The 14832-nt window shown below is 48.6% G+C and carries 11 protein-coding genes; 6 read left to right on the top strand and 5 right to left on the bottom strand.

Translation table 11 applies throughout. The features are described 5' to 3' along the window. Nucleotides 1–33: 33 nt before the first annotated feature. From BMZ54_RS05040 to BMZ54_RS05025, 4 genes are all read right to left on the bottom strand, one after another. Nucleotides 34–363 carry a Dabb family protein gene (locus BMZ54_RS05040; protein ID WP_089907066.1) on the bottom strand — a complete coding sequence of 110 codons (330 nt, stop codon included), beginning with the start codon at nt 361–363 and terminating at the stop codon, nt 34–36. Nucleotide 364: 1 nt separating this feature from the next. Continuing rightward, entirely contained in the window at nt 365–1678 is a 1314-nt protein-coding gene (locus tag BMZ54_RS05035) for a metal-dependent hydrolase family protein (protein ID WP_089907065.1), read from the bottom strand. A gap of 196 nt (nt 1679–1874) precedes the next feature. Continuing rightward, the gene (locus tag BMZ54_RS05030; protein WP_089907063.1) at nt 1875–3062 is read right to left on the bottom strand and encodes an FtsX-like permease family protein; all 1188 of its coding nucleotides are present in this window, start codon (nt 3060–3062) and stop codon (nt 1875–1877) included. A gap of 59 nt (nt 3063–3121) precedes the next feature. Further along, complete coding sequence (locus BMZ54_RS05025) at nt 3122–3772, bottom strand: ATP-binding cassette domain-containing protein (RefSeq protein WP_089907062.1); 651 nt, start codon at nt 3770–3772, stop codon at nt 3122–3124. A gap of 155 nt (nt 3773–3927) precedes the next feature. Between BMZ54_RS05025 and BMZ54_RS05020 the strand changes: the two genes are divergently transcribed. Together BMZ54_RS05020 and BMZ54_RS05015 are read left to right on the top strand one after the other, a co-directional pair. Then, nucleotides 3928–4422 carry an RNA polymerase sigma factor gene (locus tag BMZ54_RS05020; RefSeq protein WP_238386492.1) on the top strand — a complete coding sequence of 165 codons (495 nt, stop codon included), beginning with the start codon at nt 3928–3930 and terminating at the stop codon, nt 4420–4422. Between the two features lies 1 nt (nt 4423). Further along, on the top strand, nt 4424–5230 hold the full coding sequence (locus tag BMZ54_RS05015; protein WP_089907058.1) for an anti-sigma factor: 807 nt from the start codon (nt 4424–4426) through the stop codon (nt 5228–5230). Between the two features lie 188 nt (nt 5231–5418). Here the strand turns inward: BMZ54_RS05015 and BMZ54_RS05010 are convergent, their stop codons facing one another. Next, nucleotides 5419–7185 (bottom strand): DUF4836 family protein, encoded by a 1767-nt coding sequence (locus BMZ54_RS05010; RefSeq protein WP_143080910.1) that lies wholly within the window; start codon nt 7183–7185, stop codon nt 5419–5421. A 169-nt stretch (nt 7186–7354) separates the two neighbouring features. Here BMZ54_RS05010 and BMZ54_RS05005 point away from each other — a divergent pair, with 169 nt between their 5' ends. From BMZ54_RS05005 to BMZ54_RS04990, 4 genes are all read left to right on the top strand, one after another. Beyond that, nucleotides 7355–7642, top strand: a complete 288-nt coding sequence (locus BMZ54_RS05005; RefSeq protein WP_089907053.1) for a YciI family protein — start codon at nt 7355–7357, stop codon at nt 7640–7642. Between the two features lie 442 nt (nt 7643–8084). Next, nucleotides 8085–11327: a SusC/RagA family TonB-linked outer membrane protein gene (locus BMZ54_RS05000; RefSeq protein ID WP_089907051.1), complete on the top strand. Its 3243-nt coding sequence runs from the start codon at nt 8085–8087 to the stop codon at nt 11325–11327. Between the two features lie 19 nt (nt 11328–11346). After that, the gene (locus BMZ54_RS04995) at nt 11347–13062 is read left to right on the top strand and encodes a RagB/SusD family nutrient uptake outer membrane protein (RefSeq protein ID WP_202909137.1); all 1716 of its coding nucleotides are present in this window, start codon (nt 11347–11349) and stop codon (nt 13060–13062) included. A 674-nt stretch (nt 13063–13736) separates the two neighbouring features. Then, a complete protein-coding gene (locus BMZ54_RS04990) occupies nt 13737–14801 on the top strand; it encodes an efflux RND transporter periplasmic adaptor subunit (RefSeq protein WP_089907047.1) in 1065 nt (354 codons plus the stop codon). Nucleotides 14802–14832: the final 31 nt, after the last annotated feature.

Genomic DNA, 14832 nt, shown 5'->3' with positions numbered 1-14832 from the left:
ATTCCACTTTTACATTTAAGATCTTACATTTCTTTAGTAGTCTATCGTCTCAGAATCAAAGATCACCACCTTCTCCCACAGGTGTTTGCATTCTTCTACAAACTTGAGGTGAATGGGATGTTCCTGGTAAATATCATGGTCGGCCTGGCTGTTAAATACCGTTAGCTCGCAATAGCTATAGCTGCGGTCTATTACCGGACGGTCTGTGCTGGCGGGTTTGCCCAAGTTGAATACCTGTACGGCTTCTATTTTTCCCAGCTCGCTAACTCCATCTTCAAACTTTTTAATGTCCGCGGCAGAAAGGCCTGGTTTCAGGTAAAAGTTCACTACGTGTACAAACTTTTTATCAGTTGCTTTTAACATATCAGTCGTTTTTAACGGTTGGCAAGTTAGCCGTTGTGTTCTTAAAAACCAACCCATCTTTCATTACAAAGCTTACTTTGCCCATGGTTTGTATGTCCTGCAGGGGATCCCCATCCACCGCAACAATATCTGCCAGCTTGCCAACGGTAATGCTTCCCAGCTTATCCTTCATGCCCAATAAGTCAGCTGCCTGCATGGTAGCGGCTTTAATAGCTTCCATGGCTGGCATGCCGCTTTCTACCATGTAGGTAAATTCCAGCCAGTTCTTTCCGTGTGCATACACGCCGGCATCTGTACCAAAGGCTATTTTAACCCCGGCTTTATAGGCCTTGGCAAAGGTGGCCTGTAATTTAGGCCCAATGGATAAGGCTTTGGGAGTTATAACGGCAGGATAAAAACCGGGAATTTTAGCGGAATCCGCTACAGAACGGCCGGCTATAATTGTAGGCACATACCAGGTGCCGTATTTTTTGGCCAGCTCCATGCCTTCATCATCTATAAAAGTGCCATGCTCTATGGAGGTAACGCCGGCGCGTATAGCGCGTTTAATACCTTCAGCCCCATGTGCATGAGCGGCTACCCGCATACCGTAGTCTTTGGCAGTTTCCACAATGGCTTTAAGCTCTTCTTCTGTAAACTGGGCGCCGCTGCCATCCTTGGCTAAGTCCAGCACGCCGCCGGTGGCCATGATCTTTATCAGGTCTGATCCATTCTTATACGCCTGGCGTATTGCTTTACGGCATTCATCAGGGCCGTTCACTACTCCCACATCCGGGCCAGGATCGCCCATCAGATCGCGGCGGTAACCATTGGTAGGGTCTGCGTGGCCGCCGGTAGTGGAAATGGCCTTGCCTGCTGTAAACACCCGCGGGCCTTTTACCAGGCCTTTGTTAATGGCATTACGCAGGGAAATATTTACACCATAGCCGCCACCCAGGTCACGCACGGTGGTAAAACCAGCCATCAGCGTACGCTCTGAGAATGCCACACTCTGAAAGGCATAATCCGCCGGGTTCATGGTAAATTCTTCCATGAATGCTTCCTTTGTAAGCTCCCCGTCCAGGTGCACATGCATATCCATCCAGCCCGGAGTAACAGTTTGTTTGCTGAGGTCTATGATCTTGTCCTGCGGGGCGCCTTCTACAAATCCTTCTTTTATAGCGGAGATCTGGTTGCCGGCAATAATTACCGATACATTTTTACGGGGTGTATTGGCAATACCGTCAATAAGGGTACCGCAATGCAAAATGGTGCTTTGCGCATAAGCTGCGCTCATGCATAATAATAAGAGGGCTGTCAGTACATGGGATCTCATGGGATTGTAGATTTTAGATTTACAATTTTAGATTTGGCTGACCTGGGATTTACGATATACGATTTTAGATTTACGATTTGATTGGCGCGGAATTGGATGCCAATAGTACCAAGCTGGTTTATGGCATACCACGTAAGTAACGGATACCACTATACTACTTCCAAAAAATCTAAAATCGTAAATCTAAAATCTAAAATCAATCCAGGTATTTGCGGATCGTACGGTTGTTAACAAAATACACCAGCAGCAATACCACTACAGCGGCTATCCACATGCCTATACCCGGCCAGGGGCTTACCACCATTTCATGCGCTGCCAGCGCACGGGCAGCCACCCATTGCAGCACCGCTACCAGCAATACAGCCACTATGCCGGTTACTACATACAGCGGCACAAACTGCCGCAGCAAATAACGCCGCAGCTGTGCCGGCGCAGTACCCAGCATTACCAGTAGCTGGATCTCTTTTTTACAGGATGCAATGATCAGCTGTATGAACATGCTGAACACCAGCAGGGCAAACAGTAACAGCACTATACCAAAGAAACCGATCACGGATACAATGGTTTGTACGATCAGCTTTGTTTTGCTGTACTTGATCTTATCCTGGTTGGTGGTATAGCCATGATCGTCCAGAAACTTTACCAGGGCCGGGTTGGCAGGGTCGCTGGTTTTAATAACTATGCGGGATGGCGCTGCCGCTTTACCATTGCCATAGCGGTTATTGGCCCAATCCATAAAAGCGGCCGGCACTAAAAAGGAAGAGATGCGGTCTGAAAAACCTACAATATGTCCGGTGAACTGGGAAGAGAGCAGTCCCCTGGATACCGTGATCTTTACCGGCAGGTTCTTTACCGTTTCCTGCGAAACCTGCGGCAGGTCCTGGCTGAGGGCAAATCCAAAATTATACAGGTTTAAAAAATCATTGGGTAATATAATAGGTATAACACCATCTCCCTCCTGCCATTTCCACTCTTCATTCTTTACATCTATAAAAGAATCGGGAACCGATTCAAAGAACATATCCGTATAGAATTGCAGCTCGCCGGGTGCTGCGGCCGTTACCTTAAACTGGCTGGAGGTTATGTATCCTGCTGCTTCTACAAAGCTTTGTTGCTTGATGGTTTGCAGCTCTTCTGCGGTGAACATGCTTTTATCTGACTGCCCCATCATGGCATTGGTGATCTTTTTATTCACCACCAGGAAATCCGCACTCTCATTCTGGTTCTGCCGCCCGTATAACAGCTGGTTAAAGTTGGTATGGGCCTGTATAGCTATCAGCAGCAGCACCATGGCAATACCCAGGCCCGCAGTAGCCATTAGCAGGCGGCTTTTGCCAATACCGGTTTGTATGATCTTTTTTAAGAGTTGAAAGAACGGGCGCATGTTTGAGTACTAGCTTTTAGCGTTTAGCTCTTAGCCTTTAGCTAAAAGCTAAGCGCTGTTTATAATTGATATTGCACATCGTAATTAAAATGCACATCATTATCCAGGTCAGTAAGCACAAAACCGGCTTGCTGTGCTTTACAGGTTTCCGCTATCAGCGCAGCAGCGCGGCGGGTATTCTCCTCATCCAGGTGGCTGAAGGGCTCATCCATTAACAGCCATTGAAAGGGTTGTACCAGCGCACGTATAATGGCTATACGCTGCCGCTCCCCGTAAGAAAGTGTGCGGGCGCTTTGCTGCAGCACATGCGTTACCTGCAGGCGGGCGGCCATTTCCTGCACCTGCTCCCCTGTGCAGGCCGGGGCAGGGCCCATCACTCTTTTCAGCTCTATGTTTTCCCAGGCAGTCAGCTGATCAAACAGGCGCAGGTCCTGGAAAATAATGCTCACCTGCTGCTGGCGTATAGTGGCCAGCGCGGATTTATTATAATCCTGCCAGGGTTTGCCGTTCACTATTATCTTACCGGAATAGTCATATCTTATATGGTACAGGTAGTGTACCAGGGTGGTTTTACCCGTGCCGGAAGGCGCTTTTATCTTTATAAAACTGCCCGGGCTAAAGGTCACGTCCTTGTTCCAGATATCAGATGTCCGCTGCAATAGCTTGTCGCGCAGGGGCAATGGTATCAGGTGGCTCAGTTGGATCTGCATATAAATTCCATGAAATACAAAATGTACAAACTATTTTTATAGCAGCAAACTTAATTTAACAGTAATCCGTATATAAAGGCGCATCTGAATTTATTTGTCTGCTTTTGAAAGCCGTACCAACATACACGGAGCAAGAATTGGTTAGATCGCTGAAATTGCGGGAGCAAGCTGCATTTAGCTATCTGTACGATCACTACTCGTCCGCCTTACATGGCGTGATCCAGCAAATTGTGCCGGATCCGGATGTATCTGTAGATGTGTTGCAGGAGGTTTTTGTAAAGATCTGGCGGCAAATAGAGCAATACGATCCTGTTAAGGGACGGCTGTTCACCTGGATGTTTAGTATTGCCCGTACCACTTCCATAGATACAGTGCGTGGCAAAGACTGGCGGAATAGTCAAAAGAATAATTCATTAACCGACGACCTTATACCGCTGGCGGGCGCCACTCAGCCCAATCCCATTGATGATATAGGGTTACGTAAAATGGTGCACAGCTTAAAAGAAGAGCATAAGGTATTAGTAGAACTATCTTATTTCCAGGGGTATAAGCAGGATGAAATAGCACAAATGCTGAACATTCCGTTAGGTACCGTAAAAACAAGGCTTAGAGCAGCTTTATTATTATTAAGGCAACAGGTTAAATTATAAAGTGGATATACAGGCATACATACAAAGCGGTGTGATCGAAAGCTACGTGTTAGGCGTAGCGGACGCACAGGATGTAGCAGAGCTGCAAAGGCTGCGCTTTGAGTATCCTGAGGTGGAAGCCGCTATAGCTGCATGCGAAGCATGGCTGGCAGCAACAGCCAACGCCGGCGCAGTACCTGTATCAGATAATGTGAAGGAACAATTACAGCATACCTTACAACATGAATTTGCCCCGGCTGCCGGTACTACTGCCGCCAATCAAACATCGTTGTTAAAGCGTATGAACAAGGTGCGGTATTTTGCAGCCGCTTCCATCGTATTACTGGTGGTCAGCGCAACCATCAACGTATATCTTTACCAGAAATACCACCAGGCTAATAAAGATTATATAGCGCTCATGAATGAACGCAATACCGTGGTGGCAGATAACGGCCTGTACCAAACCAGGCTGCGGCAAATGCAGGACCGTATGCAGCTGATGGCTGCCCCCGGTATGTTAAAAGTATCCATGCCGGGTACACCGGGTAAGGAAGGCAACCTGGTAACCCTGTTCTGGGATACCCATACCAAAGATGTATATGTACTGGCTAACAAGCTGCCCAAAGCCCCCGCCGGCAAGCAATACCAGCTATGGGCACTGGTGGATGGCAAACCCGTTGATGCGGGCATGTTAGGTGATTGTACAGATCTTTGCCAGCTAAAACCGGTGCTGAAAGCGCAGGCCTTTGCCATTACACTGGAAAATACCGGCGGCAGCCCCACCCCGCATTTAGACCAGCTGTATGTAATGGGTAATGTAAAATCGTAAGCTACTAACATACTCAATAGCAGGCTTCAGATGCCTTATTGACTCAGATGCATGGCCGCCTTAACGGGCGGCCATTTTTTTGCAGCGCCCTTATTGCCTGTCTTCCGGCAGGTTTGCAGATCTGTTTGGTGAAATGAAAAAGCCTACCTGTAATGGGTAGGCTTTTTCTTATATCTTATTTATCAGTATCAATTACCGGGAGCGGCAGCAGTATCTGCTTCCATTGCTTCCGCTTTCTCTTTTGCCTGCTGCTCTTTGTAATACTTGGCAGCAGCGGTACCCAGGTTCACCAGCTGTACCAGGCTGTTCTCTTTCTCATTCTTAAAAGTTACCACCACCTGTGATTCCTGCACCTTGCCATTAAACGGCTGGCTTACTGCGCGCAGGTCCTTTAACAGGTCTTTTGCCTGCAGGGCTACTGTACGGCCTTCTGCCGGAATTTCACTATCCGGTATATTCTGCGCCAGCTTTTCAAAATTAACATAGGCGCCCATTGGGTTGCCTTTTATTTTGCTTACAATATCATCATCCAGCTTGGCTTTACCCTTACCGGCCAGGTAAGCCTCCAGCAATACGCTGTCGGAGGCTGCTGTTACCAGCTTATCTGTAATATCAACAGCCGGCATATTAGGCAGCTGCTGAGCCATTACATAATGATCGCCCTGTTTAACAAAAAAGTTTTTAACCATGGGTGAGTTCATCAGCTTTTCAAAAGCGGCTTTATCGCCTACTTTCATGGCAAATACCCATTTGCTGTCAGCGCTCACGGTGCTGTCTTCCGGGAAATAAGGCAGCGGTTTTTTCTTCATGGAAAAGTCGGAAGATACAAATACCAGCTGTCCCTTGAATGCGTTCAGCACGTCATCCAGCGTAAGCCCGCTCTGCCCCATCATCATATTCACAATACCATCTGTTCCGGTGCTTTTTACAATGTCGCCTATAATGCGCATGTCAAAGCCATAGGCGAAAAAGCCGGTAATGTTATCAGAAGGGTATTTTTCCAGCATCTCCAGGTCAAGTGTATTATTACCGTATTTCTTATAGATATCAGCCATTTCCTTGCCTACATAAGAATGGCCGTTCATTACTACCTTACCTTCATCAAAACTTACGGTAGCTGCATAATAACAGCCTTCCAGCAGTTTTTTGAAATTGGCAGGCAGCATGGTCATCTGGCTGGTGGAGATCACTTCCGGATGCACAAAAAAGCTCATGTCGCCGCTTTCTTTCAGCAGGTTTTTGAAAGGTTCCAGGGAACCGGCTGTTTCTGCATCTTTCAGGTGAAACAGGTTATCCAGCACCGGCAGCCAGGTGCTTTCCGCATCATCCGGCGTGGTAAGCACAGTAGGCAGCGCAGTGGCAGAGTCTATCACCGCCGGTTCGCCTTCCTCAGAGCTGTCCGGCTCGTCGGCCCCGGGCATACCCGGTACACCGCCATGTTTCTTAATATCGTTCAGGTCAAAGGGGCGCACATAGATCACCACGCTTTTGTTCCAGCCTACCAGGGAATTATCATCCTGCAGCCAGGCATAGGTAAAGTCGCCTTTTGTTTTGGAGGCAAAGTTGGGAGCATTCTTTTTCAGGAAATCCTCAAACTTGGCGGCGTCTTTTAAGCTGCCGGTCAGTGACAGGTAGGAGTTCTTGTCATTGCCAAAAACCATAGAGGCAAAAAAGTTGCTGTTCAGGTCTACCCCGGAATTTTCCACATCCCGTACGGCTTTGGCCGCTTCGCTGGAGGTGTCTTTGTTCTGCAGGGCAGCAAAAAGTTTGTCTACAGTAATGCCGTTAGTTACCAGTTTTTGTACAATTTGTTTACTGTTGATCCCAATTACAACCCCTGCATTTTTGGGGATATGCTTGCTTTCTTCGGGTATCTTGGAGCAAGCGCTCAGCAAGACCGCTGTGGTGATAGCGGTTAACAAAACCCGGTACATGTTACTTAGCGATAAGTGCATAAGAAGTGTTCAAAGATTTAAAAAATAATAATACCTGTGAAATTACACAAAAATCAACCCTTCCGCACTTTTTATATAAAGTAAATCCTCCAATTGTTTCATACCTTTATGGCACGGTTTTCACTACCTTTTGTTGTAACTATTCCTATTCATTAGAACCAGCGCCAACATGTTCTTGATTTTATTACAATACATACGGCCATTAACGGCCATAGAACACTATCTGGACGCCCACAAAGCATTTCTGGATAAGTATTACCAAAGCGGAAAGTTCATCCTTTCCGGCCGAAGAAAGCCCAGGTCCGGCGGGTTGATCCTGTGTAAAGCCTCCAGCCGTAAGGAAGTGGAGCAGATCATAGCAGAAGATCCTTTTGATAAGTTTCAGCTGGCCCTGTATGAGATCATTGAATTTGAGCCTACTACCTATGTAAATGAGCTGCAGACCTATTTTAACTGAGCAGCCACCAGCATGAGCATAATGTAAGCCTTATACCTCCGAGCACATTTCCCCGCTGATTTATTAACCTGCAAAAATTAGTTCCCTACCGGGAGCCGGGAATTTCTTTTGTCTTTTTTAAGTAGTGCTATTGCAATCGTTTGGAAAAGGTTGTAACTTAATTTTTATCCGGGTAAAACCGGGCATAATTCACGTTATAAAACAAGTTAACTATGATGCCTTGTTGTGATGGTATTCAGTAGTACGTCAGCCAATGTAGATAGTTCCGTTAATTTCCACTAGTTAACTGTAGCAGTAACAAAACAAATATGGATGTCTTCCACGTACGCTTTGGGGCCGGGAAAGGTATTGCCTTTACTATGCCATAAGCCGCCGCATTGCCTGCCGGGAGCCTGACATAGATGCCTATAATTTCCATTCCACAACCTAAAATCAGCATCGTATGAATGTTCCCGTTAACGTTAAACTACGTCTCTCCCGCTGCAGCAGCCTTCTTTGGCTGCTCCTGTTACTGGGCGCAGCACCTGCTGTTGCCCAGCAAAAGATCACCGGTAAAGTGGCCGATGAAAAAAGTAAAACCGCACTACCCGGGGTTACGGTAGTAGTAAAAGGTACCAACCGGGGTACCGCCACCAGCCCTTCCGGCACCTTTGCTATTGAGGCTAAGTCCGGAGAGGTGCTGTTATTTTCCTTTGTTGGTTATAACACAAAAGAAGTAACCGTAGGCAGCAGTACCGACCTTGATGTGGCCCTGGCCGAAAACATCGGTAACCTGAATGAAGTGGTAGTAACCGGTTACGGCAGCCAGTCCAAGAAAGATATTACCGGCGCCGTGGCCACAGTAGATGTGAAGAAGCTGCTATCCACCCCTGCCGCCAACGTAGGCCAGGCCCTGCAGGGCCGCGTAGCCGGTGTTACCATTGGCACGGATAACAGCCCCGGGGGTAATGTAATGGTGCGCATACGCGGGTTTGGTACCATTAACGACAACTCGCCCCTGTATGTAATTGACGGGGTGCCCACCAAAGGCAACCTGAACACCCTGAACCTGGGCGACATAGAATCTACCCAGGTGCTGAAAGATGCCTCTGCCTCCTCCATTTACGGCTCCCGCGCAGGGAATGGGGTGGTGATCATTACTACCCTCAGAGGCAAGCCCGGCAAGCCTAAGCTCAGCTACGACTTTTATTATGGCACCCAGCGGCCCGGCAAGTTCCTGGATCTGCTGAACACCCAGGAGTATGCCGACCTGTTATGGGAATCGCGCATTAATGCGGGTAACGTATCCAACGGCAACCCCAAACATGCGCAGTTCGGTAACGGACCCAAACCCGTAATACCGGATTACATTTTCCCGGAAGGCGCTATGGAGGGCGATCCGCGGGTAAACCCCGCCAATTACACCTCTAATATTGAAAGCCCGGATTTCCGCAAAACCAAATGGCTTATTACCAAAGCCAATAAACAAGGCACCAACTGGATGGATGAGATCTTTGACCCCGCCCCCATCCAGAACCATCAGCTGAAAGTATCCGGCGGCAGCGAAACCGGGCGTTATGCCATGTCAGTGAACTACTTTAACCAGCGGGGCATTATGATCTACACCGGTTATAAACGTTACTCCGTGCGCGCTAATACGGAATTTAACGTGAGTAAGGCCATCCGCGTAGGCGAGAATTTCCAGGTAGCCTACGGTGAGCGTATAGGCCAACCCGCAGGTAACCAGAACGAGGGCAACCCTGTTTCCTTTGCCTACCGCATGCAGCCCATTATACCCGTATATGATATTATGGGCAACTTTGCCGGTACCAAAGGCGGTGACCTGGATAACGCCAAAAACCCGGTAGCTGCGCTGTACCGCAATAAAGACAATATCAGCAAAGAGCTGCGCCTGTTTGGTAACGGCTGGGCAGAGGTGGACATCTTAAAGAACCTCACCGCCCGCACCAGCATTGGCATAGATTATAACTGGAATAATTACCGGAACTACACCATCCGCGATATAGAATCCAGCGAATCTGCCAGCGTGAACAGCCTGGCCATTTCCACTGCCTACGGCAATACCTGGACCTGGTACAACACGCTCACCTACCGGCTGGACCTCAGCTCCATGCACCACTTCAACTTCCTGTTAGGTACAGAGGCTATCAGCAGCATGAACGACCCGCTGACCACCGGCCGCTCCCGCTTCTTTTTAGATGACCTGGACAACCGTTATATAGATGCCGGTAATGGCAGCACCGCCAACAATACCGGTGTATATTCAGACTGGCGCCTGGCATCAGAATTCGGTAAGATCAACTACGGGTATAATGATAAATACCTGGTAGACTTTACCCTGAGAAGGGACCGCTCCTCCCGCTTTTCCCAGCAGCATAACGTGGCCTACTTCCCGGCGGTAAGTGCCGGCTGGCGCGTATCTGAAGAGCCTTTCATGAAAAGCATCAGCGCTATTAACGACCTGAAGCTGCGCGTAGGCTGGGGCCAGACTGGTAACCAGGAGATTGGTAACTACAACCGCTTTACTACTTTTGGTACCAACCCTACCAACTCCTTTTATGACCTGAACGGCTCCCGTTCCTCTGCCCTGCAGGGTTATGAGCTAAGCCAGTTCGGCAATCCGAATGCCAAATGGGAAACCACTACCAGCACCAACATTGGTTTGGATGCCACCATGATCAAAGGCAAGCTGAGTATAGGTATTGATGTGTACCAGCGTAAAACCAGCGACATGCTGTTCCCGGTAGAGATCCAGTATACCCAGGGCCAGGCTACCAACCCTTTCCGCAACATTGCTACCATGATGAACCGCGGTATTGAGCTGGGCATCAACTTCAGTAATGATGCTATGAAAGGCGACCTTACCTATGACCTGGGCATTAACTTCAGCACCTATAAAAATGAAGTGCAGAAAACAGACGGGAATGCCAATACCCGTTACTTTGGCTTTACCACCCGCCTGCCGGCCATGACGGTAACCCAGGCCGGGCAGCCCATTTCCTCTTTCTTTGGTTATGTGATCGATGGTATTTTCCAGTCGGATGATGAGGCGCTGAAAGCACCCCCGCAATTTGGCGGCGGCGCTAATAATAAAGCCGGCCAGTTCCACTTCCACGATGTAAATGGCGATAATAAGATAGATGCCAACGACCGCACGATTATCGGTAATCCGCACCCGGACTTTACCTATGGCTTTAATGCCCAGGTGAACTATAAGAACTTTGGCCTTACCGTGTTTGCACAAGGCGTGCAGGGTAACCAGATCTTTAACTATGTGCGCTACTGGACCGACTTTCCCACCTTTGGCGGTAACCGCAGCCGGGAAATGCTGGAAGACTCCTGGCGCCCGGGAAAAACAGATGCCAAGCTGCCACAGCTCCGCTCCAATGATGTGATCAGCAGCAACCCATCCACCTACTACGTGGAAAATGGCTCTTACCTGCGCTTCAAGAACATACAGCTTTCTTACAACCTGCCGGAAAGCCTGTTAAAACGCTTTGGCATCAGCACATTCCGCATTTATATACAAGGGCAAAACCTGTGGACCATTACCCCCTACACCGGGCTTGATCCGGAAATTAACCTGCGTAACTACGATCCTAATAATGACCGCCATATGGGTGTGGATGAAGGCTCTTATCCCATGGCAAAAGTGTATCTCGTAGGCGCAAACATTAGCTTCTAACAACCATAAAATGATTACCATGATCACACGTAAAACCATATATACCGCCATTTTACTGCTGCTATGCGCGGCTTGCAGCAACAGTTTCCTGGACCTGAAACCCAAAGGCGTGCTGCTGCCGGAACAATTATATACCAACAGTGGCGTGAATGCGGTATTGATAGGCGCTTACTCATTGCTGGACGGCGTAGGCGCGGGCAACACTACCTACCAAAGTTCCGGCGATAACTGGGTATACGGCAGTGTAGCTGCTGACGATGCCTATAAAGGCACTACCTCCGGCGACCAGCCGGCCATTAGCCTGATCGAGACCTACCAGATCCTGGCAGATAATGATTACTTCCGCGGTAAGTGGCGCGCCGTATACGATGGTATTGCCCGCAGTAACGACGTAATACAGGCCCTGGCCAAAACACCCGCCACGGAAATTGATGATGCAGAGCGCACCCGCATTACGGCAGAAGCCCGCTTCCTGCGCGGCCACTATCATTTTGAAGCCAAAAAGATGTGGAATCATGTGCCTTACATTGATGAGAAAGTGTACAATCCGGAAGATGCCAACAGCACTAAAGTGCCCAATGATAAAGACATATGGCCCAATATTGAGGCCGACCTCCAGTTTGCCTACGAAAATCTTCCCCACCGCCAAACCCAGCCTGGCCGCGCCTCCAAATGGGCCGCTGCCGCTATGCTGGCAAAAGCCAAGCTGTTCCAGCAAAAGTATGCGGAGGCTAAAACCCTGCTGGACCTTATTGTAAGCCAGGGCGGTTATGTGCTGGTAGACCGCTATGCCGATAACTTCCGCGCCCAGGCCAATAACAATGCAGAATCTGTTTTTGAAGTAGAGCACTCCGTAAACGATGGCGCACCCGGCGGTGAAAATGGTAACCAGGGCGCTACGCTGAACTATCCCTACGGCGGGCCTACCACCTGCTGCGGCTTTTTTCAGCCTTCGCAAAACCTGGTGAATGCGTTTAAAACAGATGCCAATGGCCTTCCTCTGCTGGATAATTTCAATGCAGATGATGTAACGAACGACCAGGGCATAGAATCCAAAGACCCTTTTACTCCCTATGCAGGTACCCTGGATTCCCGCCTGGACTGGACGGTAGGCCGCCGCGGCATTCCCTACCTGGATCATGGCCTGCACCCCGGCAAAGCCTGGATCCGTGACCAGGCGTATGCAGGTCCGTACTCACCTAAAAAGAACATGTTCTATAAAGTGGATATTGGCAGCGCCACCTTTGCCAATAACCCGCGGCAGAATGCCAATAACTACCGCATGCTGCGTTACTCACATGTGCTGCTGTGGTTAGCGGAATGTGAAATTGAAATAGGCTCCCTGGAACGTGCCCGTGAGCTGGTGAACATGATACGTACCCGCGCCGCCAACCCCGTAGGTTTTGTAAAACTGCCGGATGGCACCAATGCCGCCAACTATAAAGTAGGTTTGTACAATACCACGTGGACCGACAAAGCGCTGGCCCGTAAAGCCGTTCGCTTTGAGGAACGCCTGGAATTTGCCATGGAAGGCCACCGCTTTTTTGACCTGGTACGCTGGGGTATTGCACCGGATGTGCTGAACACTTATATAGCCCAGGAAAAAAGCAAACGTACTTATCTGAATAATGCTGCGTTCAAGGCTACTAATATTTATTATCCTATTCCGCTGCAGGAGATTGTGAATAGCTCCATAAGCGGAACAGCCACGCTGAAGCAGAACGATGGATACTAGGGTTAATTATGACCCGCCCAAAGCAGCGCCCCGCTGAGCGGGGTTGGCCATTGAATAATCATGAATAATTACGAATTGTGGAGTATTCAAGGCCTGCACCCGTTTTGCGGAAAGTGTGTTGAAAACGAATATGAATGCGACGATGAATTGCGTAATCTGACGGTGAAATCGTTTGTGAAGCATAGACAGATTAAGAAGTTTTATGAATACGAATAGATAAAAGCAAACGCCCGTAATGTTTCTACATTATGGGCGATTTTTTTTGTGCAATTCAAGATTTGCAATACTATTAACGTTACCATAAAGGCTCCGGTGGCCTGGTTACACATCCCTCCAAACAAACCGACCCACAAGATTATCAGGCTACTGCATAACATCCATCATCAAAATCATATCAATAATATCAACGGACCCATTGCCTGTGTGTTGAAAACCCATTACCACGAACTACCCAATTATTCGCATTCATATCTGTTTTTCAATGGTGCTCATGAATGCTTCGCATTTCGTAATTCGTAATTGACAATTCGTAATTAAATTAACAATCCGGCGAAGCTGTGATTGTTAATTACTGTTAACCCTGTTCAACCCGTAATCCGCCGCAGCCACCGATAGTAAACGCCCATTGGCCGACACCCCCCAAACCTCCCTTACCTTATCTCTAGTTTTGTCAAATGGCAAAATTGATTACCGGAATATTGGGCATCACCGTGCTCATAGCCGGGTGTAAAGGAAAAGCAGCTACACCCAGTGCCCGCGAAAAGGGCAACAACCAGGCTACCATTGTAGATGTAATGGTAGCCGGCACCAGCACCATTAACAATACGATTGAAGCCAATGGTACGGTGGTAGCCAATGAATTTGCAGAGCTGCACCCGGAAATAAGCGGGCGCATTACCTACCTGAATGTGCCGGAAGGCGCGCTGGTACAGCAAGGCACCCTCATTGCCCGCATTAACGATGCAGACCTGCAGGCACAGCTGCAGAAATCAAAAGTGCAGCTGGACCTGTACCAGAAAACAGAAGAACGCGACCGTAAGCTGCTGGACATTAACGGTATTAACCAGGCCGACTATGACCTGGCCCTTAACAATGTGAACAGCACAAAGGCAGATATTGCCTATACCCAGGCGCTGATAGATAAAACCGTGATCCGCGCGCCCTTTACCGGCATTGTAGGCTTGCGCCAGGTAAGCATTGGCGCCTATGTAGCACCCACCAATGTAATTGCTACCATTCAGCAATTGGATAAAATAAAAGTGGATTTCACTTTGCCGGAACAATACGGCTCAGTGATTAAAAAAGGTGCGGTAGTAGATGTAACGATAGATGCCAGCACCAATGCACAGCGTAAAGCAGTAGTGATAGCCTATGAGCCGCAGATAACGCCTACCAGCCGTAACATACGGGTGCGCGCCGTGCTGCAGGAAGGTAAAGGCCATCCCGGCGCTTTTGTAAAAGTGTACCTGAATGCAGCCGCCGATAAAAAAGCCATCCTGGTACCCACCAACGCCATCATCCCCAACGATAAAAATAACCAGGTGATCCTGGTAAAAAATGGCAAAGCCTCTTTTGCAGATGTTGTAACCGGTTTGCGTGAAGCCAGTAATATAGAGATCACCAGCGGCATTAACCCTGGCGATACCGTAGTAGTAACCGGTGTGCTGTTTGCACGGCCGGATGCGCCATTGAAAGTACGGGGCGTAAAAACAACCGCACCGGCAGTTGCGCAGCAGTAAAAGATTTGAACGGAAACATAAGATAAGACAG

This window comes from Chitinophaga rupis (genome assembly GCF_900109685.1).
GTDB classification, from domain to species: Bacteria; Bacteroidota; Bacteroidia; order Chitinophagales; family Chitinophagaceae; genus Chitinophaga; species Chitinophaga rupis.
The sequence above is the reverse complement of the archived record's forward strand: the minus strand, read 5'-3'. Positions and strand labels throughout refer to the sequence as shown.

Coding starts and splice junctions, on each gene's coding strand:
- BMZ54_RS05030 (WP_089907063.1), bottom strand. CDS start 3,062: ATGCGCCCGTTCTTTCAACTCTTAAAAAAGATCATACAAACCGGTATT.
- BMZ54_RS05000 (WP_089907051.1), top strand. CDS start 8,085: ATGAATGTTCCCGTTAACGTTAAACTACGTCTCTCCCGCTGCAGCAGC.
- BMZ54_RS05005 (WP_089907053.1), top strand. CDS start 7,355: ATGTTCTTGATTTTATTACAATACATACGGCCATTAACGGCCATAGAA.
- BMZ54_RS04995 (WP_202909137.1), top strand. CDS start 11,347: ATGATCACACGTAAAACCATATATACCGCCATTTTACTGCTGCTATGC.
- BMZ54_RS05025 (WP_089907062.1), bottom strand. CDS start 3,772: ATGCAGATCCAACTGAGCCACCTGATACCATTGCCCCTGCGCGACAAG.
- BMZ54_RS05040 (WP_089907066.1), bottom strand. CDS start 363: ATGTTAAAAGCAACTGATAAAAAGTTTGTACACGTAGTGAACTTTTAC.
- BMZ54_RS05035 (WP_089907065.1), bottom strand. CDS start 1,678: ATGAGATCCCATGTACTGACAGCCCTCTTATTATTATGCATGAGCGCA.
- BMZ54_RS05010 (WP_143080910.1), bottom strand. CDS start 7,185: ATGCACTTATCGCTAAGTAACATGTACCGGGTTTTGTTAACCGCTATC.
- BMZ54_RS04990 (WP_089907047.1), top strand. CDS start 13,737: ATGGCAAAATTGATTACCGGAATATTGGGCATCACCGTGCTCATAGCC.